The following is a 22,198-nucleotide window of genomic DNA, read 5'->3' as shown; positions in this document are numbered from 1 at the left end:
ATTCAACCCTCAAAATAGTGATTAAGACGCTTTGGATTCAAGCTTCGCAGTGGTCACATCGTACTTAACGGTATCACCCTTCTCGATCTTACCGCCGTCAGATTCGCGGTAGTAAACCTTGGTGATAGTGGTGTACGTCAGAGACATGGATTCGCTTGGCAGAGATCCGTCAACGCAGCTGATGTTGTAGTTGGAAATACGGGCTTTTTCCAGAGTGATGATCATGTAAGGATCAGCACCGTTACCTTCACGGGAAGGCTTGGTCAGCAGTACTTCTACAGTTTTACCTTCAGCGCCCGGTGCGAACAGGAAAGTGCTCAGGTGTGGAGTCGCGCCGTCAGACTGACGGGACAGGTTCAGTTCACCCAGTGCAACCATGCCCTGGTCTGCGTTGTTGGCGTTACCTACATCGACGCCTACACCACGTACTGCACCCCAGGAAACGTTATCGATAGCGAAGAAACCTTTCTTACCACCGATATCACCGATTGTTGCTGCACCTTTAATGTCATCCAGACCATCGATTCGCATGTAAATAGAAGCCATTAGGACTCTCCTTCGGATATAAATGACCGCCTCTGCGGCCGCAATAATTTAAGCAGAATTACCATTCAAAACTGGAAATATTCTGCGTCGTTGTCTGTTCTGCCGGTTGTTCTGCCGGCGTCGGTTCACTCGCTACAGCCTGACTGTTGTCCTCAGCAGGTAAGTTCACCTGCGTGACGGCATTTACCGGACTCACTGGCGCAACACCAGTACCGCCTCCCGGTATGTCAATTCTTTCGTTGTTTTCTAACCCGGCCATGGTTTCGATCCGGGCCATGACGGAGGCATTATCCCCAACCATTTCTGCCAGTAATTCAGGTAACGGCAGATAGCCCCAGCGAATCGCCCGCTCAATCAGCATGTACACAGGGCTGTGGGGTTCGGTCTGACGGAAATAATCTGCAATCTGACGCAGGTTCTGGAACGCCTGATCACGGGACTGAATCGCACCGGCTACATCTGCCAGCGCCACCGGTGCTACCGCAGGCGCAGCCGCCGCGGGCTGAGCCGGCGCACTGCTTACTGCAGGCTGTGCTGCTGCAACAGGTGCCTCAGCGGCCGGTTGCGGAGCTGCTTCAGCCAGCGTTTCAACCCCAGTTTCAGCTACCGTTTCTGCCGGTGCTTCTGCTACCGGGTCCAGCGGCCACGGGGTCAGCTGTTCTTCCAGCATGAAACGTAACGCATTCAGTAACTGATCGAATAAACGTAACAGGAAGCCAAAGTTAACCGGCTGCATACCCACTGCCTGACACTGTTCGGCAAACAGGTCCCGCAGGGTTTCCACCCGGGTTTTACAGCTTGCCAGTGTATGCAGGGTATCGATCACTGCACTGCGCTCAGAAGCCAGCAGTTGCAGGGCTTCTGCTTTCAGTTCAGCCAGGTTGCCGGCACGTTCGGCACTGAAATAACGGGCGTAGGTAATATCACCGATCAGCGGGATATTCTGCAGTGGCATAAAGAGCAAGCCACTGTTGTCACTCTCACCGAGCAGCTGAATCAGCGGCCGGGTACGGAATTCTGTCCACTCAGCAGCCTGACCGGCTTCATCATCGGCTTTAAGCTTTTCTACCGGAGGACGGGGGTGCATCTGATCGCCATACTCGGTCACCACCTCAACAAAGGCCTGTAAGGCTTCATCAAGACTGGCCAGCGGGGTACGGCTGAAGATTCTGGCGGTGGTCAGCCAGCAAAGGATTTCCACATCTTTCGATGTGTTAAGCAAGGTTTCCTGACACTGATCAGCAAGGGCCTGCCAGCAGTCACCATTGAGGTTCTGCAGCTGGTTATCCACCATCGCTTCCGGCGATTCCATCAGCTGGCGATACGCAGACTGGGCCTGATTAAAGGTATTTCTTAATGCCCGGTACACCGCCCGGTTACCTTTCAGGTATTCACCAACGGCCGAACTTTCCGAGACTGGCGCTGATAAGTTTTCCATCAGAATCCTTATTCAATTGACGACTTAGCTTATGTACGTGCTACAGCGTCGATATAACATACACAATAACCCTGAGTGCATCTAGGGCTAATTACCCACTCTGAAACATGTGTTGCAAGAGTATGTGCCTGAGCTGAAAATTGTCTGAAAAAACAAGCGTTAAAATAAAATTTTATAAATTAATGCCATTTTTCTTAACCGCCGATCATCACGGTCGGGCAACCCAGCACAATGGAGCCTCCGTGGGCGGTGGTATCCCCCATTCGGGCGGCCGGTTTGCCGCCGACCATCACCGTGGCACTGCCTTTAACAATGCTGTCCGGCGGGCCGACACAGACACAGCTGTCACCCAGCCCTACCGCCGGTAAACCGCCGATCAGAACCGTTGGCGCCCCCGGGCCGATAATCGGACCGCCCACATGAGGAATCGGTACCACCGCCGGGGTTTGCATCGGGCAAACGTGCATATCGGTTAAACGTGCTGCCAGTGTCATTGTGATTTCCTCCCTGTGGCTCAGCGCTCACCCCGGGCCAGCTTCAGCGCCAGCTCGGTCACCCGGCTGTTATACGCGTCTGCTTTATCCCATTCAGGTAATGCTGCGGCCATATTAATCGCCCCGGCCGCGGCCTTGGCGTAAAGAAATTCCGGCGGTAACACCTGCGGCTGATCAAGGGCCGCAATGCTGCCGCTACCATTCCAGAAAACCGCCTGGGCCAGCCAGCCCGGTGCACATTTCAGTTCCAGCTTCTGCACATGCTGCTCCGCCAGACGGCGGCTGGCTTCGTCCGGTTCTTTAAACCAGCGCAGACAATCTTCGATGGCCAGATTCTCATCATCAGTCCAGTGCTTGCCGCGGATTTTTAATGCCTGACATGCCAGCCAGAGGGTTTCACGCATCGGCAGGGCATGGCAGAAAAAGGTCATCAGTTCGATATAAAGCTGCTGCTCCTGCAGACTTTCTATCAGGGTTTGCGGACTTTCCTGCTCTAGAGCCTTCGCTTCATCTGCAGGTTCATAACGCTGCAGAATTGGCTGACAGGTTGCGTAAGGGATTTTCTTCAACATATTCAGTTAACCATTACGATGCCGCCTTTCACGGTCGCCATTCCTGATGCTGTTAATTTCGCCTCTGCGGCACCGTTTACTTCCGCTGACACTGAACCTTTCAGCGTGGCCATCAGACCTTCTGCATTCAGCTGCGCCCCGGCTTTCAGATTCATGTTGGCGGATGATTTAATATCCACCGATGCCGAACCTTCCGCCGCCAGCTGTGCGGTTTTAATGCTTACCTTGGAGTCACCGCTGATGCTGATTTCCGGGCTCTTGATTTCAATCTTGGAGCTGCTCATGGAAATCTTGCTGCTGCCCACCACCAGTTCCAGGGTATCATCGGCACTGAATTCAATTTTCTTGGACGTCCCGCTGATGGCATCTTTTGCCTGCAGGGAATATTCCTTGTCTGATTCCAGCTGGATATTCTCTTTAGTGGTCAGGCTATAGTTGGCTTCGCCGGTGACGCTGATATCTTTTTCAACGCTGACTTTCTTTTCTGCGGTGACTTTTTCTTCCGCGTTATTCAGTACTTCCACCAGCATGTCTTTGGCCGCATGCAGGTAGAGCTGTTCGTTATCCGCTTTATCATCAAAGCGCAGTTCATTGGACTCACCCTTTAGCTGGGTTTTGATGCCCGACTGGGTGGTATTCGCCTGCGGATAAGGCGGTTTGTTCTGGCTGTTAAACAGGCTGGCGGTCACCACCGGCTGGTCTGGATCACCGTTCAGAAAGCTGATAATCACTTCCTGCCCGGCCCGGGGAATAAACTGGCAGCCATAGCTGCTGCCCGCCATTGCCTGGGCAACCCGTACCCAGCAACTGGTTTTATCCCCTTCGGCGTCTTCATCCCAGTGGAACTGTATCCGGATACGGCCCTGATCATCACAGGCAGGCTCACCGTCTTCTTTACCGGCGACCACTGCACTCTGTAAGCCCTGCACCTGAGGCTTCGGCAAACCCTGCGGGTAATGCAGATGACCCTGAGGTACACAGCTGAAATCCGCCTGTAAACTCAGGCTGTTATTGCGTTCAACGCTGACCAGATAGGTAACATTCACCAGCAGATAATCATCCAGCTGAGCACTGTCTTTATGGGCTGCCAGTTGCAGATAGGTACCGCTGCACAGGTCCGTATTAAGCGTATTACCCTTCACCAGCTGATATTCGGTATCCCGCTGGGCCCGGTAGCATTCCACCAGCGCACTGCTCAGATCATCCATCTGCCCGGTCACACTGGCTGCCGGGTAACGTGATTCGGTAATTTTGCTGTTACCGGCCAGCTTAAACTTGCTGCTTTTGGCGCTGCTGCTGACCAGTTTGCTCTGGTTATAGTCGTAATTGCCCAGCTTGATACTGCTGTTATGAAATCTGAACGCCGGGGACCAGTTGGTCACCACGTCGTAATCACCACTGGGGGCGCTGGCATCATCCAGCGTCACTTTACCGCCCTTATCAAAAGGCTTGGCGGCATCATGCAGAATCAGGGTATTGGAGTCGTCATCTTTACCGAAATAGAAATGCACCCCTTCTTCCGCCAGCAGGCGACGGACAAAGGCCAGATCGGTTTCATCAAGTTGCAGGCAGTATTCACGTTGCGCGGAAGGCATCGAATCAATTTTATACTGGCCCTTAAAGCCCAGTTCATCGAAGATCTCACTGACAATTGCCTGGGTAGTCATGTTCTGGAATACCCGGCGCTTGCTGCTGTAGGCGAGTAACGCCAGCCAGGGCTCCATCACAATCCGGAAACCCGGCTGCCGCTGGTTATCAGTGTTCAGTAATTCAACAGCGGTGACCACCCCCTTAAAGGTACGTAACGCAGTCCGGTCACTGCCCGGGTGCTGGAACAGTTCACAGGTGAACACTTCTCCCAGCCAGGCTGAAGGGTCGGTTTCCAGGCTCAGCAGATCCGCTTCAACCTTGCTCAGCACTGAAAGGCCGTTGTGGCATTTCAGCTGTGTTGCAGCATAACCGTTACCTTGATGGTCCGTGACAACCAGATTACTGCTTTGCGGATCGCTTAACACAGCCATTGTGTGTTCCCCTTCATCTTCAATGATTGACGAGATAGTAAACCGTGGCACGTGTTTTTCATACCACCGGAAGCGGGCCGGCCCCGTGTCTCTGTCATATTGTGAGAATGCATTTTGCAGTTCTGGCTGAAAACAGCATGAAAGAATTACCGGATAATTTTGCCTGTGAACGACAAAAACCGTGGATTCTGTTGCACCACAACACAATGCCCCCGTATTTACTGACCTGAGGCATAACCCCAGACCGGACGATTATTCCTCACTTTGGGTAATAGTGATATATTTGCCGACATTTTTGACATATTTTGAATAATGGCTAACCCTGTACCGCCTTATTTCGGGGCAACTTCTGCGGATCTGTAATTAATGCGTGTATTTCTTGAGGTTCATCTAAAGCTGATCGCCACCATCTGGGCCATCCTGATCAGTGTCCTGGCGCTGTTATTGCTGATGAACACCATCAAGTTCTCCGGCCTGATGTCTGCGGTAGTCTCTTCCAAGCTTGAAGTGGTCACAGCCTCCATTGAACGTTCCGTAATCAAGGCGGAGCAACTCGGCCTGCCCCTGCAGGAGATGAACAACCTCAGTGATTTGCTGATCCGGGAAAAACACCGGGATCCGCAGATACGGGCTATTCATGTTGTTGATCGCCATGGCAAGCCACTGTTTTCCAGCGAATCCGGGACCCTGAGCGCAACACCGGACAGCCCTCTGATCCGCCGGGCACTGTTCAGCGAAGAAGCCGCCTGGCGACTGGATGAAGAACACGCACTGTATACCGGCCTGCAGCTGTTTGATGCCACCGGCGGCCTGACCGGCAGCATCATCATCGATTACGATAAATCCCGCTACGCTGCCGATATTTTACGGGTGAATGACCGGCTGCTGATGATGACGCTGGCAGTATTTCTGGTGTTTGCCGTGTTCATATTTCTCGCGGTACGGCTTGGCTTCGGCGAAGTCAACGCGATCTTCCACCTGTTACACGCCCAGCGGGATAAACATGCTCCGCCACAACCGGATAATATGAAAACCGATTCGCTTTCCTATCAGTTTGCCCGCCAGATGGAACAGCGGGAAAAAATAAAATCCGGTGTCGAGCAGGAACTCAGCCAACTGGTCAGTCCATCTGCCGGAGCTGAACACAAATGAGCAATACCACCCAGGGGCTGGCAACGTTCGTTAACCGCCGGCTGTTTATTATTACGCTGATAAGTACCTTTCTGGCGTCACTGATCAGTGCGGTTTATGCCCTCACCGAATTCAACATGGCCCTCAAGCCGCAACTGCTGCAAAAGGCTAATCTGATCGCTGAAGAGGTTCAGGACGATGTGCGTCTGGCGGTCGGGGTCGGTATTCCGTTCGGTCAGATCAACGGGTTGGATGAGTACCTGGAAGACCTGAGCGAGAAGTATTCTGAGCTGACCTATATTGCCGTGAGTAATACCGCAGGGGACATCGTCTATCAGGGCGGTGATATCAGTCAGCTGGTACAGCCACTCTCTTCCCATAAGACCCTGTTTACCGCCACTGAATCGGTTAACCCGCCGGTGGAAAGCCTGCTCAGCGGCACCGCTGACTTTTTCCGCATGCTGGTATCCGGCAGTGACGCTCAGTCAATGGAAGGCTACTACCTGCCACTGACACAGCAGGAGGTCCGCTACGGCTCGGTACATATCGGCCTCAATGACGGCTATATCCGCAGCCAGCTGACCAATGTTTTCTTCGATCTGGCCATTGTACTGATCGCCGTATTACTGGTGTCGTTTGAACTGATGATGGTTCTGGTGATGTTCTATGTATCCGGGCCGTTACAGCATTCAGAAAAGCTCCTTACCCGTCAGGCCGAAGGTGACTTTTCCGTACAGCAAAACCAGCAGCAAAAAGGCATTATCGGTTTCTTTGTTAACCGGATGAATCAGGATTCGCGCGCCATCCAGAACAACTTCCAACAGGTTTACGACCGCGCCATTGAACAGAAAGATGAGCCCGGCACCGTCGAGAAACTGCGCCAGCTGGCGAAACGTTTCAGCCTGCAGAAAGTCTTTACCGAAAGCCGCGGCAGCATCATAGATGCACGAATTCCACTGTTTGTATTCTCCTTCGCGGAGGAGCTGCAAAAGTCATTTATGCCCTTATTTGTGGCGGAATATTACCAACCGAACAGCTGGATCAGCCGGGACATTATGATCGGCCTGCCAATTTCAGTGTTCATGGGTGTTATCGCCATCATTACCCCCTTTGCCGGCCGCTGGACCGACAGCTACGGCTGCAAACGGATCTTTATGTTTGGCCTGATTCCGGCTATCAGCGGTTATCTGATCTGCGCCTTTGCCAACAGTGCTGAGGCGATCATCGCCGGACGGGGCGTCACTGCAGCAGGCTATGCGGTAATTACCATCAGCTGTCAGGGCTATATGGCGGCCCTGCTGACCAAAGAAAACCGCGCCAAAGGCATGGCGGTATTTGTGGGTGTACTGATGACAGCTTCCATGTGCGGTACCGCACTGGGCGGTATCATCGCCGACCGGATTGGCTACCAGCCCGTCTTTGTTCTGGCAGCCATGCTGGCGCTGGTCGCGGGCGCTCTGGCCTGGGTGATGCTGTGTTCAGAAGTGGGTTGCAGCGAAAAACCGGCTAACACAGACAAAGCAGCGGCGACACCGGAGCAGGCCCGTGGCCCGAAAGCCCTGATTCGCAACTACCGTTTTGTCGGCATCATTCTGTTCTGTGCAATTCCGGCAAAAATTATTCTCACCGGTTTCCTCTATTACTTCGTCCCGGTGTATCTGATTACCCTGGACGCTACTCAGGCAGAAATTGGCCGGATCATGATGATCTATGCGCTGATTATTATCTTCCTGGGGCCAACCGCTTCGCACATTGCCGACCGCAGCAAACACATGATTGACCTGGTGGTGTTCGGCACCGTGCTTTCCGGTGCCGTCTTACTGTTACTCAACGGCGATGCGGATGTTCTGACCGTTCTGATTTCAGTCATCCTGATGGGTATGGCGCACGCCATTATCAAGGCACCACTGATTGCCGCCGCACTGGAAGCGGCTGAATATACCCCGGATGTTGGCCGTACCACCGTGCTGGGCGTGCTGCGCACCTGTGAGCGGATCGGCAGTGTTATCGGCCCGTTACTGGTTGCCGCTCTGCTGGTGTTCTACGACTACGGTGCCGCGATGGCCATTATCGGTGTGGGCATCATCGGCATCGGCTGCTTTACCGGGGTTTATTTCCGGCGGATGCGCCGCAGGGAGGCCAAAGCATGCGCATAATCAGACGCTTTTGCATCGCCCTGACGTTGCTGATCAGTACAACGCTGAGTGCAGCCGAAGCCTTCACTGCCGCTAACCCGGCGCAGGTATATATGGTGGTCTGGCGGGGCTGTGAAGAAGCCTGCGAAGGTTTCAAACAGTACATCGCGGATAACCGCCTCCCGGTGGAACTGACCATCCGCGATGCCGCTAAAAACAAAGCCAGCCTGCCCGGCTTTATAGAAGAAGCCCGACAGCTGCAGCCGGACCTGGTGGTCACCTGGGGCACCAGCGTATCCAAAGCCATTATTGGTCCGGTCAACGGGGCGGATGCACAGCAATATCTGCAAGGGATTCCCCTGCTGTTTATGATTGTCGCTGACCCGGTGGGCGCCGGCATTATTAAATCCTATACGGACAGCGGCCGGCCACTGGTCACCGGTATCCGCAACCGGGTACCGGAACAGGTACAGCTAAGCGTGCTGCAGGATTATCTGGACGCCAAGCGCATCGGTGTTATTTACGCCGGCAATGAAGCTAATTCCGTGCTGAATACCCGCAAGCTGGAAAGTCTGGCGAAAGAGATGAATTTCGAACTGCTCAGCCGGACCTATGAACTGGGCCCCGACGGCCAACCGCTGCCAGATCAGCTGGACAGCATTATGGCAGAGCTGAAATCCGCCGGTGCCGATGCGGTGTATGTAGGTTCCAGTTCCTATAACCGCCAGCACCGCGACGCATTCACTCAGGCCGCTAACAGCCATGGTTTACCGGTCGCCAGCGCCTACGATGTGATGGTAACCCGCTCTGATGGTCTGATTGCAGTTGCTAACCGTTACTACAATGTGGGACGGCTGGCAGCCAATCAGGCCGAGAAAGTGCTCTTTAAAGGTGAGCAGCCAGGGCAGTTACCCATCGCCTCCCTTAATCGCTACTCCATTTTTATCAATATGCAGGTGGCCCGCCAGCTAGAGCTGTACCCACCGATTCAGTTGTTAAAAATTGCCGAGCTGGTGAATGTCGATTAACGCCGCAGTCTGAACTATTCTTTTTCCGACAGGGTCTTTTCCCCTATAAATTACAGGGCTTTAATCCTCTGTCAAAACCCTATGTTTGAGTGCTATTATGCGGCCTCCAGGCTCGAGCCAAATCGTATTTCCTGCCTGGCTGTATATACAAATTAATATCGATATTAACGGTTTTATGCTGAAACCGTGACGTGAAGGTACATACTTATGAGCTTTGAATTACCGGCCCTGCCATACGCCAAAGACGCCCTGGAACCACACATTTCTTCTGAAACTCTGGACTTCCACCACGGCAAACACCACAACACTTACGTTGTAAAACTGAACGGCCTGGTGCCAGGTTCTGAGTTTGAAGGTAAGTCTCTGGAAGAGATCATCACTTCTGCACCAGCCGGCGGTGTTTTCAACAACGCAGCGCAGATCTGGAACCACACTTTCTACTGGAACAGCCTGTCTCCAAACGGTGGTGGCGAGCCTACTGGCGCAATTGCTGATGCAATCAACGCTAAATGGGGTTCTTTCGCTGCATTCCAGGAAGAGTTCAACGACAAAGCTGTTAACAACTTCGGTTCAAGCTGGACCTGGCTGGTTAAAAACGCTGACGGTTCTCTGGAAATCGTTAACACCAGCAACGCTGGCACGCCAATGACCAGCGGTCAGACTGCCCTGCTGACTGTTGACCTTTGGGAACACGCTTACTACATCGATTTCCGCAATGTACGTCCTGATTACCTGAAAGCCTTCTGGGCGCTGGTAAACTGGGACTTCGCCAACCAGAACCTGGCTGGCTAATCTGCATACCCTGCAAACACACTGAAAAAGGCACCTTAGGGTGCCTTTTTTGTTTTCCACCCTCAGAATGGTTAGACTTTGTATCAGCAACATCGCGCACAGATGCGCAAACCGCAGCCAGCAAAGATGTTTTTCAGGAGTAACAGTCTGCGCCGCAAAGGTAATTGTCAGGGTTCGTCCCTGTACTCATGGATAGATCAGACATATGTCAAAACCGCAGTTTCCGCTAGTGACCGCGATCTGGATCAGCATCACGGTTTTAATGCTCGGACTGTCCGTCAGGTCGAGTTATTCCCTGCTGCAAAAACGGCTGAATAATAATACTCAGTACGTCTATTCCTCTGTCTACGAAAAAACCTACATTAACGAAATTCTGCTGCAGAACTTCACCGCGCTGGTCAGCGCTAACCCACGGGACTTTGTCACCATCCGCAGCTATGCGAATGAAATGCACAAACGTTATCCGCAGATTATGCGCTTTCAGATTCAGCAACAGGCAGCGTCTCCACCGCCGGCACACGTTGCTGCCAGCCCGTTCGAACCCCTGTTTGGCCAGCCGGATCTGAGCCAGGAAGTACTGGCCAACACTAACTTCCCGCTGACCTTTATCGAGCCACTGACAGCCGACACCCGTTATCTCATGGGACATAATCTGGAAGATGATCCAGCCCTCAGCGAAACCCTGAGTTTTGCCCAGCGTTACCACCAGCCAGTATCCTCCGCGCCGTTCAGAGGCGAAAACACCTCGCAGGTTTACGCTCTGTTCCTCGCATTTTACGACCGTAATGCGGCGCCGAACGCGCAAAACCTCTATATCGCCTCAATCATTGTCAACATTGCCAGCCTGCTGCCCAATGCAAACTTTATGAATGAAGGTGCCCAGGCGCAGATCATCAGCGAACATAACATTGTTCTGGATGAGCGTACTGCCACCGAGAACACAGGGCTGGGAACGGATCTGCTGCCAGCACTGAAGGATACCCGGACAATTAACCGTTTCGGCCAGTCCTTTAAACTTAATATCACTCAGAAGGTCAGCCTGCAGGACCTCAACCCCGGGCTGTTACTGGCAATCTTATTCTGTTCAGCCGGTGGCTATGCCCTGCTGCTTGCCTTCCTGCGCCAGCGGGTCAGATCCGCCAGCCAGCATGCGCAGTTGTATGAAAAACTGAAAAAAGAACGTCAGCAACTGGAGCTGCGCATTCATATGCGTACCCAGGAATTACGTGATCAGCTGATAGAAAACCGCCGTCTGACTCATCAGGTTCTGGCGGTTCAGGAAAAAGAGCGGCGCAGTTTATCCCGGGAACTGCATGATGAACTTGGCCAGTCGCTGACCGCGATCCGCACCGATGCCAAAATCCTTAAACGCATACACCCTGAAGAAAACAGCATTGTTCACCAGACTGCAGACTCAATCGATGCCATTGCACAGAACATTTACGATGTAACCTACGGCCTGATGCGCACCCTGCGGCCCACGGCACTTGATGATCTGGGGTTAATGGATGCCTTACAGGAATGTATTGCCAACAACCGGTTTTCTGAGCACAACATTCAGTTACATACGGATTTCCGGGGGGCACTGAATGAGATGTCCGAAGATTACAACATCACCCTGTTTCGCCTGACCCAGGAAGCATTCAGCAATATTCTCAAATACGCCCACGCTAAAAACGTCTGGATAGAATTAAAGCGGCTGGACAAAGGCCAGCGCGGTGATATCAGCGGTGACCGCCTGGAACTGCTGATCAGCGATGACGGTGTTGGGTTTGATGTGGAAAGCCAGGCGTTTAAAAGCGGCTTCGGCCTGATCGGTATGCGGGAGCGGGTCCGGGCGCTGGGCGGCACGTTCAGTGTCCGCCAGAATCATGACCGGGGCACCCGTATCACTGCGGTTATTCCGATTGTCGGCAGTCAGAGCCAGCCACAAAACAGCCTGACCCTGAGCCAGTAGCGGCCGGCCAGTAGCGAAGGGGACTACAATCCCAGCGTCGCCACCGGCAGTGCTTTAGGATCATCCAGTTTTGGCAGGGCAAAACAGACGAATAAGCGCTCACCGCTGACCTGTTTGCTCAGCTCACGTTTAACGCTGTCGTTCCGTGACTGCGCCAGAGCCGTCAGCTGTGCTTTCAGCTCCGCAGCCAGTTGTTCTTCCGTTAGCGGCTCCGCCCGCTGTGCATTCGCTTCCAGTAACCGGGCATTCAGTAACGCAGCATCCTGGGATACCGCCTGTCCGCAGATATTCAGCCGCATGCCTTTACGCTCTTTCAGCATGGACTCAACCTTACCCAGATAATCCCGGGCCTTGTTGTTCAGCTGGGCTGATCCCGGTGTAAACGCCACCGGCTCAAGATTGATAAAGGTACCGTCAGAGGCAGCATCGATGGCGGTTTCCGCCAGACTGATCAGTGCCCCGTAAGGCTGTAAGGATTTAGCCAGAAAGCTGAACGCAGCCTGCTTAAGGCCTTTGCCGGCCAGAATTTTAACCACACTGTCCAGCCCGAAATCAGGATCAGACAGAGACCCGCTGATCGGCACATCCAGTTCGATGTTATCGTCATCATCCTGCAGGATCATGATCGCCGTACCCAGCGGCATCGACAGCTGCTTGGTAAAGCCTGCTACCTTGTCCTGATTCACCGGATCAACGGACAGCCGGTTAATCACAATATTATTTTCACCCTCAATCTGCTCGTTACGCAGGGTGCCTTTACTGGTCAGCTCCAGTTGGCCGTTTTCAATAAAGTAACCGATATTTTCAATCGCGTAGGGACTTAAGCGCGGTAACTCCAGCTGGGTAAGGGATGCATCCCAGTCCGCATCACCGCCACCGCCGGCCAGATTGGTTTTACCGCTGAGCTTCAGCTTGGTAAAAGGTTTCAGTTCGATGTCGGCCGTAAATGGCGAAGATTTCTTGCTGGCGGTATCCAACTGTTTCAGGCTGGCTGACTTGATCAGAATATCGCCTTTAAACGCAGGGTCTGCGTTGTTGTCGGTAAACAACACCTGATTCTTACCGGCCAGGGCAATTTCACCGATACGCACCCGCATTGCAGGGCCGGCAGGTGCCTGTTTTTTGCTGTTTTTCGTGTCTGCAGCTTCCGCTGATGGTTCTCCCGCCAGACCGCTCAGCGCTTCCAGATAGCCATCAATCACTGCGGGTTTACCGCCCTTGGCAATGACAACATGGTTTTGAGTATCACGCAGGGTAACCTTACTGATGGTCACATCCCCCCGGGAATCATAGGCCAGCTCCCGCAACTGCAGGCTGTTGATTTTACTCAGCGGTTTCTTATGTTGAGCCACAATGCCTGACAGGGCGGTTTCAGCCAGCTGTACTCGCATCCCATCATCACCGCTGCCGCTCTTCTGCTCAAACTTCAGCTTCTGCAACGATATTTTTGCCAGCATCAGCAGATCGGAAGTGACCTTACGGTTATGCACTTTCAGACCTTCAAGTTGCAGGCTTTCACCGGTAACGGCTAAATCCTGCTGAGCAGTGGCTTCAGCATCACCCTCAGCAGCCTTACCGCTGTTATCAAGGGCAACATTGCCCTGCCAGCTCAGGCTCTGCAACGCCAGTTGCAGCGCACTGCCCTGTTCAACCTGTGTACCGGTACCGGCTACTTTACCGTCCAGTTTAAGGCTCTTTAACTGCTGACCTGGCAGTTTAACGGTCAGACCGCCATTCCAGCTGAGCTGCTGTTGCTGCACATCCAGCCCGGTATCCTGCCAGCGCACCTTATCCAGCTGTAACGCACCGTTGTGCTGTAACGACTCCATGGTGGCATCAATCTTTCCTTTCCAGCTGAGCGACTGCAGGTCCGCCTGCTGAACATCTCCCAGCTTAAGTTGGGTCTGAGAACCCTTTATAGCACCGTCCAGGCTGGCATCTTTAAGTCCTCCGCCAACGACCGCGGCATCAATCTGCCCCTGCCAGCTCACTGCCTGTTGCTGCAAATCCACACCGTCACTCTGCCAGCTGAAATCTTCCAGTTTCAGCAAACCTGTTTGCTGCAGATGAATATCATCGCCGCTGAGTTTAAGGTGCACGGTCAGATCAGTACTTAAATTACCCTTCAGCCCCGGCACAGCCTTAGACGTGAATGCCTGCAGCGTCAGCGGTGCGATGGTCAGCTTAAGATTGGCAAACTTATCTTCAGCCAGGGCAACAACATCCCCGCCGACAGAAAAGTCAGCGCCGTTCAGGTTACCGGCAAGGTTCAGTGTACTGGCATGACGGGGGGCCCAGAAATACAAACCTTCCAGTCCTGCCTCGGCAAGCACCAGATGGTGCTTCTGAGCGGGTAAATCGGTCTTCCAGTCCAGCTGACTGATACTCAGCTGGCTGATACCCACCTGCCATTCGGAGCTGCCGGTATCTTCTTCTGCTGCAGGTTCTTCAGTCGCTGCCGGAATCAGCACCGGTCCGATCTGCAGCGCCCCTTTATGCTCACCTTCGGTGTGCTGGGTGATGTCGCCGTAGAGTCCGTGAATATTAAGCTGGCGGATCCAGACCCGTTGCTCAGTCAGCGCTGCCAGATCAATCTTAAGGTAAAGGGATTCCAGTTTAAGGTCCCGCTGCCCGGGAGTCCGTACATCAACCCCTTCAAGACGCACTACACCGGTCAGCCAGCCAATTTTCAGGCGTTCAATCCCCGCATACTCCGCGCCCTGATCCAACAGCCAGTCCGCCGCCAGATCCCGACCGATATACACGGCGGAATGCAGTAACAGACTTATCAACAGAATAATGGCAAGAATGACTTTAACGGCGAAATGCATACGCATAAGAAGTACCTGACTGAAAACGCTCAAAAAACATGTGCTGAAAGGAAAGTATCACACACAAGTGTAATTCCTCCAGCCGCTAACTACCGCCGCCCTTCGCTAACTGATAGAATCCCCTGCGACTGAAGTCATGACAAGATACTTAAGACCCTGCGAATCCGGCCTTAACGCCTACCCGCAGTGTCTGAAAAAAGTGCGCCGCATAACTTCACGCAGTAACAGTTCTATGCATGCAACAGGGTGTCCCCAGTGCAATCCCGTATTGCCACGGTTTAATGCCGTTTATAAACACCGCCGTTGCCCTAAAAAATTGCCAATTAAAGGGTGAGATCATGGCCGATCATGACGAAAACTTCCGTGACAGCTCAGGACCAATCTGGTTCATCATCAATCTGGCCGCACTGGCCTGGATTACGATGCCGGTCCCTATTGCACTGACTACCATCATGCAGTGGTAATTACTGAGCTGGCGGTTTCGCCGGACATAAAAAAACACCGCCTTGGCGGTGTTTTTTTTGGCTGAAAGACCAGCCCGGTATTAAATACCGTAGGCTTCACGGTAGGCGCGGATCGCATCCACCTGCTGAGCTTTATTACCCTGCTCTTCCAGATAGGTCAGGACATTTTCCAGCGATACAATTGAAGCAACCGGCATGTTGTAGTCACGTTCAACTTCCTGAATTGCAGATAGTTCACCTTTACCCTTTTCCTGACGGTTCAGAGCAATAACTGTACCTGCCGGCGTCGCACCGGCCTGCTCGATAATAGTCATCACTTCACGGATAGCAGTACCGGCGGTAATCACATCGTCAATGATCAGTACCCGGCCCTCCAGGGGCGCACCTACCAGATTACCGCCTTCACCGTGGCTCTTAGCTTCTTTACGGTTAAATACGTAAGGCACGTCCTGACCGAAGTCGGTGGCCAGCGCTACACAGGTAGTGGCGGCCAGCGGGATACCTTTATACGCAGGGCCTAACAGCACATCATACTCAATACCGGATTGCTGGATGGCCGCCGCATAACAGCGTCCCAGACGGGCCAGTGCTTCACCGCTGTTAAACAGACCTGCATTAAAGAAGTACGGGCTGGTACGGCCCGACTTTAGAGTAAACTCGCCAAAACGTAGCACTTCTTTGTCGATGGCAAATTCAATAAATTCTCTCTGATAATCCTGCATGCTGGCTTTCCCGGTGACTGGTTAAAAATTGCGCGCATCATACAGGATTAACGTCTGTCTCTCCATGGAATTCCACGCATATTCCCACTACCCAAACCTCAAACGGCAGTTTTAAATGTCTGCAGACTTGCTTCAGAGCAATTTTATTCACCAGACTGAATCTGAAAATTCACCAAAGCCGGTATGAAATCAATTCAATTTTCGCCGCATCCCTTATACAATGCGGGCTCGATAGTAATCTTTCATACATTTGATACTTTTTTCAGGATTTTTGTTCTATGCGCGTTATCACCTTCAATACCCAAGGTATTGAACAGGCTGCCGATAATGGTTTTTTCGACTGGATGGTCCAGCAGGACGCAGACGTTGTGTGTCTGCAGGATCTGCGCGCAAAAGAGTATCAGCTGGATGCGGACCGTTTTCATCCCGAAGGCTATGAAGCCTATTTCTTTGATGCCTTCGAGGACGGTTTCAGCGGTGTAGCCATTTACACCCGTGAAATTCCCAAAGCCATTATGACCGGGCTGGGGTTTGAACAGTGCGACTTCCACGGCCGTTTCATTCAGGCAGACTTTGATAAAGTCAGCGTTGCCTCATGGAGCATGCCATCCGGCCTGAAGAGCGATGAAGCCCAGGCGGAAAAAGAAGAATACATGGACCTGCTGGCGGGGCACCTGACTAAAACCCTGCGCAAACGCCGTGAGTTTATCTTCTGTGGCCCGCTTCACATTGCTCACAAACCCGTTGACCTGAGTAACTGGTACGTGAATCAGAGCGTATCCGGTTTCCTGCCCCACGAACGGGAATGGATGGCGGATATATTTGATGAGATGGGCTATGTGGATGCCTTCCGTCAGGTGAACCACGCTGATCATCAGTACACCTGGTGGCCGGAATACAACCGTGCCCGGGAACTGAACGAAGGTGCCCGTCTGGATTACCAGATCACCACAGCAAACCTGCGCAAAACCATCAAGTCTGCCCGTATCTACCGGGAAAAAGCCTTCTCGGCACACGCACCGGTGATTATCGATTACGATATCTGACACATAAAAATGCCGGCATACGCCGGCATTTTTGTATCAGTTCATGCTGTTATTCAGCATCCTTCTTCGCGGCCCGACGCAGTGCACGCTCCTCAAGAAAGGCAGGAATAATCTCTTCCTTATAGCTGTCATAATGCTGGCTGATAAAGCTTTGCTCATCCCATTCGCCCTGCAAAAACTCACGGGACTTAGGCGTACCGGCATATACAAACACCTGTGCTTCCTGACCGTCTTCCAGACGGATAATGGCCAGCTTGCGCATATACAATCCCACGTCGGCTTCTTCAAAGTCATCCAGAATCGCCAGCGACTCATCATCGACTTCCAGCAATACAGAGCCCTGAATCTGATTACCCGGTGACGGCACCGCCACCCCCAGATCCGACCAGCCTTCCATATGCAGAGTCAGGCGCTGATGGTTCAGTAATTCTGCAGATACCTTCTGAAACGTATTACCGGTCAGCTGCTGCACCAGCTCGTCATATTGCAGCACACCATAAACAAAAATATTGGTCGACATGAGATTACCGTCACTTATTCACATTCTCTGTCCGCCGGACCGCCCGGCGGCAAGGGGGTGATAATAATCGCCTTCGCGGAACGATGAAAGTAATGTCGTGTGTAAGGGTCAGAAGCGCCTGTGCAGGAAGGCACATTTTTTCTGCGAAACGTCGTTATCAGACAAGACATTACCTGTTTTTCGACACATTTGTTCCGGATCATTGCATTCGTATAACAAATTTGTAACATGCCCGCGAGAATGGTTCTTCAGGGAAGCTTTCCGGCCACCACAGATGGCAGCCGCAACACTTTCCGACGGATTAAAATGGGAATAGGAAAAGGCATCTGTCGCCACAGAGACCTCACCCCTAGCTACCCCCGTAACTGTATGCAGCGAATTCTGTTTGTTCGACTCAGGCCACTGGAGAAACCGGGAAGGCTGAACATATACGCAGACCTGCAAGCCAGGAGACCTGCCATTCCGATCGTCACCTACTAACATTGCGGGGCGCTGTGTTGGGCGGAAAACGTAACGGTGACAATACATAAATCTATTGTTGCTGAACGTGCCGCCACCCTGTGCTGTCACGTCTGTTCGCTTGCGCGGACGCCAGTTACACGACAACACAGGTGCTTTATGCAATTACGACACTCATTGTTAGCCTGCCTGCTGGCCGGCACCACTGTTTCTGCCCAGGCGCAGGAAATCATCATCACCGCGTCCAAGGTTGAAGCCAGCCGTGAAGAAACCGGGTCTGCTGTCAGTATCATTGATGCCGAGCACCTGGAAAACAACCAGATCACCCTGGTAACAGAAGCCCTGCGCGAAGTACCGGGGCTGGCAGTTAGCCGTACCGGCGGGATTGGCAGCACAACACAGATACGGATTCGTGGCGCAGAAGCTAACCAGACCCTGGTACTGATTGACGGTGTTGAAGTAAACGACAACAGTACCGTTGCCGAATTTAATTTTGCCGATCTGCTCAGCCTGGATATCGAACGGGTCGAAGTGCTGCGCGGTGCCCAAAGCGCTATCTGGGGCAGCGATGCGGTTGGCGGGGTGATCAACATCATCACCAAACAAGGTAAAGGCCCACTGAACGGTAGCGTCACTTTCGCAACCGGCAGTTACAACACCAACCAGCAAAGCTTCACCCTCAAGGGTGGTGACGATGAATATAACCTGGCACTGAGCGGTTCACTGCTCGACAGTGACGGTATATCCGCCGCCAGCAGCGACCGGGGCAACAGTGAAAAAGACGGCTACAGCAACAGCACCCTGAACTTTAAAGGGGGCATGCAGGCCACAGACAACCTGGAACTGAATCTGGTATTACGGCACGTAGACGCTTTTCAGGAAACCGATAAATCTGACTTTAACACCGGCACAATTATCGATGATGACAGCCACGCTGAACGGCAACAAAACTCCGGACGGGTTTCCGCCAAACTGGATCTGATGGACGGCGACTGGCAACAGGAAATCGGCTACGCCGTCACAAAAAGCCGCACAGAGAGCTTTTCCTCCACCTTCAACTCCGATGCGCTTGGAAAAAAGCGCAAACTTGATTATCAGAGTAACTACTTCATCCATACAGATGCTGCAGAACACCGCCTGACCTTTGTCGCGGAACGAGAAGATGAAGACTTTGATTACAGCAGTACGTATTCAACGGTTAAACAGAGCACCGACAGCACCGGACTGGTTGCCGAATACGGCCTGAATCTGGACGAAACTTACTACTTCACGGTTGCCGGCCGCCGTGATCTGAATGACCGCTTCAGCGATACCGATACATACCGTTTCAGCTTTGCTGCCTGGCTGAATGATGACTGGCGCCTGCACACCAGCCGTGGCACCGGCATCAAGAACCCAACCCTGTTTGAGCTGTTTGGTTCAACCTCTACCTTTACCAGCAACCCGGACCTGAAACCGGAGAAAAACACCACCACAGATCTGGGCCTCGAATACCACTTCAGCGACATTGACGGCTATATCGACGTGACGCTGTTCGATACTGATGTGGAAGATCTGATCAGCACAAACGCCACAACCGCTACCAATCAGGCGGGCACATCTGACATTAAAGGTCTGGAGTTAACCGCAACCCTGAATCCAACCGACCGGCTGCGCCTGACCGCCAGCTACACCTATAACGACGCAACCGATGCTGATGATCAGCAACTGATTCGCCGGGCCACACATATCGCAGGCCTGAACGCCAGCCAGCTGCTGGCGAATGGCAAAACCCGGATCAGCGGCGGACTGCAATATAACGGTAAACAATACGACACAGTGTTCGCGCTAAGCGGTAATCGCAGGGTCACACTGGACAGCTATACCCTTGCGAACCTTGCGGTGACACACGCCTACTCCGATAATGTAGAAATCTTTGCCAAGGTAAATAACCTGTTTGATGAAGATTACGAAGAAGTTTATGGCTTTGGCACTGAAGGCATTAACTTTACAGTCGGTATTAAACTGAGCGGCTCTCTCTGAGACCTCACTCCTCATAAGGCAGCACTGTGACAAAAAACAGATCACTAATAGCAATTGTTGCTGTGCTGCTTGGCGCCCTGTTACTGAGCCAGCTGGATATCCGTGCCGGCCTGTTCAGTAACAACGCCCTGACCGCTACACAGATCGAAGGAGATACATTCCCCAAAACCCTGACGGATGCCATCGGCGCCCGCTACACACTCGAACAGCCACCCCGGCGAATCGTCTCAATGACCATTGGCACTGATGAAATTCTTGCCAGACTAGTCCCGCCGGACCGGGTTGTGGGCATCACAGGGCTGGCGGATTATCCCTCACTTTCAAACGTCACCGGACACTATCCCCCGGCGACTAAGCGCTTACAGGGTAACATTGAAGAAATCCTCAGTCTGGAGCCGGATCTGGTATTTATTGCCAGCTACACCCAGGCTGAAACTGTCCGTCAGTTACTGGGAGCCGGTATTCCGGTGGTGCGGCTGACGGACTTCAGCTCCTTTAAGGATCTGGCAACCAATATCCGACTGGTGGCCGCCGCCACCGGCAGCAGCCCGAAGGCAGAACAACAACTGACAGAGCTGCAGCAATTACTGAACCGCATTAAAAACACCTATCGCAATGCCCCACAGCCAAGAGTGCTGTATTACAACCTCGACGGCACCACCACAGGCCCGGGCACCACCATTGACGAAATTATCCGGCTGGCAGACGGGTTTAATGTCATCAGTGAAACCGGCATCCAGGGCTCACAGACCATCAGTGAAGAACTGGCGATCAGCCTGGCACCTGACATTATCCTGATGGGCACCGGCGCACCGGATAATCAGGACAGTACCGCGATGCAGCTGATGCAGCGTCCGGCCTGGAAAAATGTGCCGGCTGTTATCAACCGGCAGGTATACAGCCTGAAGGGCGCCTGGCTTTTATCCACATCCCAATACAGCTGGCTGGCAATCGAACCGGTTGCCCGGCTACTGCACCCGGAGATCAAAAAATGACACCCCGTCTGATCTTTATCATCATGCCGGTATTGCTGATCCTCGCTGCCCTGGGGGAACTACTACAAGGACCGGCACAGATTCCTGTGGCTGAAACCATCGGCATTCTGTTACACAGCCTGGGCATGGATACCGGTGCAGATATCCGCCCCTGGATGGAAAGCATTTTGCTGGATGTGCGCCTGCCCAGAGTAATTATCGGCGCCTGTGCCGGCGCCTCACTGGCAGTCTGTGGCGCAGTCATGCAGGGCATGTTTCGCAACCCGCTGGCTTCACCTTCAATTCTGGGGGTGTCTTCCGGCGCCTCTCTGGGGGCCGTAATTGCCATCTATCTGGGCCTTACCAGTTTGTCCGTATGGATTCTGCCGGCCTTTGCCTTCAGCGGGGCCGGCATCACCCTGTGGATTGTTTACCGCATTGCCACTCAGCGGGGGCACACAGCCATGGGGACACTGTTACTGGCCGGCGTCGCCATCGGTGCACTGAACGTCGCAGCCGCTTCCCTGATTCTGGCGCTGTCCCTGAACGACTGGGATACCGGAAAAATGATTGTGTACTGGAGCATGGGCGGGCTGGAAGGCCGCACCTGGGACCATGTCCGGCTGATCGTCCCCTTTGCCCTGCTGGGCTGTGCGCTGGTGCTTTGTTTCAGCCGGGATCTGGATGCTCTGCTCATGGGTGAGGTACATGCAGCGTCTGTGGGCATTGATGTCCCCCGCACCCGCCAGCACCTGCTGATCATCACCGCCATGCTGGTCGGGGTATCCATTGCAGTCTGTGGCGGCATCGGTTTCATCGGTCTGGTCGTGCCTCATATACTGCGTCTTATCCTGGGGCCAAGGCACCGTTACCTGCTGCCGGCCAGTGCGCTAGGCGGAGCCATATGTCTGGTGACGGCAGACTTGCTGTTACGGGTCACACTGCCTGAAAAAGCCATTCCGCTAGGGGTGGTGACCGCCACACTGGGCGCACCTTTCTTTGTTTTCCTGCTGTTAAGGCAACGGACCCGGGGAGAACTGTAAACC

The 22,198-nt window shown here is 53.1% G+C and carries 18 protein-coding genes and 1 riboswitch; of the genes, 10 read left to right on the top strand and 8 right to left on the bottom strand.

What is annotated here, in order from left to right:
- Positions 1–21: 21 nt before the first annotated feature.
- The 5 genes from JYB63_RS08245 to JYB63_RS08225 all read right to left on the bottom strand — a co-directional run bounded on the left by JYB63_RS08245 (position 22) and on the right by JYB63_RS08225 (position 5,071).
- Positions 22–546, bottom strand: coding sequence for an Hcp family type VI secretion system effector (locus tag JYB63_RS08245; protein WP_205657382.1), 525 nt, complete (start codon positions 544–546; stop codon positions 22–24).
- Between the two features lie 58 nt (positions 547–604).
- Complete coding sequence (locus JYB63_RS08240; RefSeq protein ID WP_205657381.1) at positions 605–1,984, bottom strand: type VI secretion system protein TssA; 1,380 nt, start codon at positions 1,982–1,984, stop codon at positions 605–607.
- Between the two features lie 194 nt (positions 1,985–2,178).
- Positions 2,179–2,478 (bottom strand): PAAR domain-containing protein, encoded by a 300-nt coding sequence (locus JYB63_RS08235; RefSeq protein ID WP_205657380.1) that lies wholly within the window; start codon positions 2,476–2,478, stop codon positions 2,179–2,181.
- A 20-nt stretch (positions 2,479–2,498) separates the two neighbouring features.
- The gene (locus tag JYB63_RS08230) at positions 2,499–3,050 is read right to left on the bottom strand and encodes a DUF6931 family protein (protein ID WP_205657379.1); all 552 of its coding nucleotides are present in this window, start codon (positions 3,048–3,050) and stop codon (positions 2,499–2,501) included.
- Between the two features lie 2 nt (positions 3,051–3,052).
- Entirely contained in the window at positions 3,053–5,071 is a 2,019-nt protein-coding gene (locus tag JYB63_RS08225) for a type VI secretion system Vgr family protein (RefSeq protein WP_205657378.1), read from the bottom strand.
- A 366-nt stretch (positions 5,072–5,437) separates the two neighbouring features.
- Between JYB63_RS08225 and JYB63_RS08220 the strand changes: the two genes are divergently transcribed.
- From JYB63_RS08220 to JYB63_RS08200, 5 genes are all read left to right on the top strand, one after another.
- Positions 5,438–6,223 (top strand): hypothetical protein, encoded by a 786-nt coding sequence (locus tag JYB63_RS08220; protein ID WP_205657377.1) that lies wholly within the window; start codon positions 5,438–5,440, stop codon positions 6,221–6,223.
- The gene (locus JYB63_RS08215) at positions 6,220–8,358 is read left to right on the top strand and encodes an MFS transporter (protein WP_205657376.1); all 2,139 of its coding nucleotides are present in this window, start codon (positions 6,220–6,222) and stop codon (positions 8,356–8,358) included. The genes JYB63_RS08220 and JYB63_RS08215 overlap by 4 nt, the downstream gene beginning before the upstream one ends.
- Positions 8,349–9,365: an ABC transporter substrate-binding protein gene (locus JYB63_RS08210; protein WP_205657375.1), complete on the top strand. Its 1,017-nt coding sequence runs from the start codon at positions 8,349–8,351 to the stop codon at positions 9,363–9,365. The genes JYB63_RS08215 and JYB63_RS08210 overlap by 10 nt, the downstream gene beginning before the upstream one ends.
- 207 nt (positions 9,366–9,572) lie before the next feature.
- Positions 9,573–10,157, top strand: coding sequence for a superoxide dismutase (locus JYB63_RS08205; protein WP_205657374.1), 585 nt, complete (start codon positions 9,573–9,575; stop codon positions 10,155–10,157).
- A gap of 205 nt (positions 10,158–10,362) precedes the next feature.
- On the top strand, positions 10,363–12,114 hold the full coding sequence (locus JYB63_RS08200; RefSeq protein WP_205657373.1) for an ATP-binding protein: 1,752 nt from the start codon (positions 10,363–10,365) through the stop codon (positions 12,112–12,114).
- A gap of 23 nt (positions 12,115–12,137) precedes the next feature.
- Here JYB63_RS08200 and JYB63_RS08195 read toward each other — a convergent pair whose 3' ends face one another.
- Entirely contained in the window at positions 12,138–14,951 is a 2,814-nt protein-coding gene (locus JYB63_RS08195; protein ID WP_205657372.1) for a DUF748 domain-containing protein, read from the bottom strand.
- Between the two features lie 332 nt (positions 14,952–15,283).
- Between JYB63_RS08195 and JYB63_RS23505 the strand changes: the two genes are divergently transcribed.
- Positions 15,284–15,409 (top strand): hypothetical protein, encoded by a 126-nt coding sequence (locus JYB63_RS23505; protein ID WP_272873550.1) that lies wholly within the window; start codon positions 15,284–15,286, stop codon positions 15,407–15,409.
- Between the two features lie 80 nt (positions 15,410–15,489).
- Here the strand turns inward: JYB63_RS23505 and pyrE are convergent, their stop codons facing one another.
- A complete protein-coding gene (pyrE, locus tag JYB63_RS08190) occupies positions 15,490–16,131 on the bottom strand; it encodes an orotate phosphoribosyltransferase (RefSeq protein WP_205657371.1) in 642 nt (213 codons plus the stop codon).
- A 278-nt stretch (positions 16,132–16,409) separates the two neighbouring features.
- Here pyrE and JYB63_RS08185 point away from each other — a divergent pair, with 278 nt between their 5' ends.
- Positions 16,410–17,177, top strand: coding sequence for an exodeoxyribonuclease III (locus JYB63_RS08185; RefSeq protein ID WP_205657370.1), 768 nt, complete (start codon positions 16,410–16,412; stop codon positions 17,175–17,177).
- Positions 17,178–17,226: 49 nt separating this feature from the next.
- Here JYB63_RS08185 and JYB63_RS08180 read toward each other — a convergent pair whose 3' ends face one another.
- Positions 17,227–17,697, bottom strand: coding sequence for a gamma-glutamylcyclotransferase family protein (locus tag JYB63_RS08180; RefSeq protein WP_205657369.1), 471 nt, complete (start codon positions 17,695–17,697; stop codon positions 17,227–17,229).
- Between the two features lie 258 nt (positions 17,698–17,955).
- A riboswitch (cobalamin riboswitch) is annotated at positions 17,956–18,173 on the top strand.
- Between the two features lie 142 nt (positions 18,174–18,315).
- On the opposite strand from JYB63_RS08180, the gene JYB63_RS08175 reads away from it, so the two are divergent.
- Genes JYB63_RS08175 through JYB63_RS08165 form a run of 3 tightly spaced genes read left to right on the top strand, consistent with a single transcriptional unit; the run spans position 18,316 to position 22,195 of the window.
- Positions 18,316–20,178: a TonB-dependent receptor plug domain-containing protein gene (locus JYB63_RS08175; RefSeq protein WP_205657368.1), complete on the top strand. Its 1,863-nt coding sequence runs from the start codon at positions 18,316–18,318 to the stop codon at positions 20,176–20,178.
- A 26-nt stretch (positions 20,179–20,204) separates the two neighbouring features.
- Complete coding sequence (locus JYB63_RS08170; protein ID WP_205657367.1) at positions 20,205–21,173, top strand: ABC transporter substrate-binding protein; 969 nt, start codon at positions 20,205–20,207, stop codon at positions 21,171–21,173.
- A complete protein-coding gene (locus JYB63_RS08165) occupies positions 21,170–22,195 on the top strand; it encodes a FecCD family ABC transporter permease (protein ID WP_205657366.1) in 1,026 nt (341 codons plus the stop codon). Before JYB63_RS08170 ends, JYB63_RS08165 begins: the two co-directional genes overlap by 4 nt.
- The last annotated feature ends 3 nt before the right edge of the window (positions 22,196–22,198 follow it).

This window comes from Aliamphritea spongicola, assembly GCF_017051665.1.
Taxonomy (GTDB): domain Bacteria; phylum Pseudomonadota; class Gammaproteobacteria; order Pseudomonadales; family Balneatricaceae; genus Amphritea; species Amphritea spongicola.
This window is presented reverse-complemented; position numbering and strand designations above follow the sequence as displayed.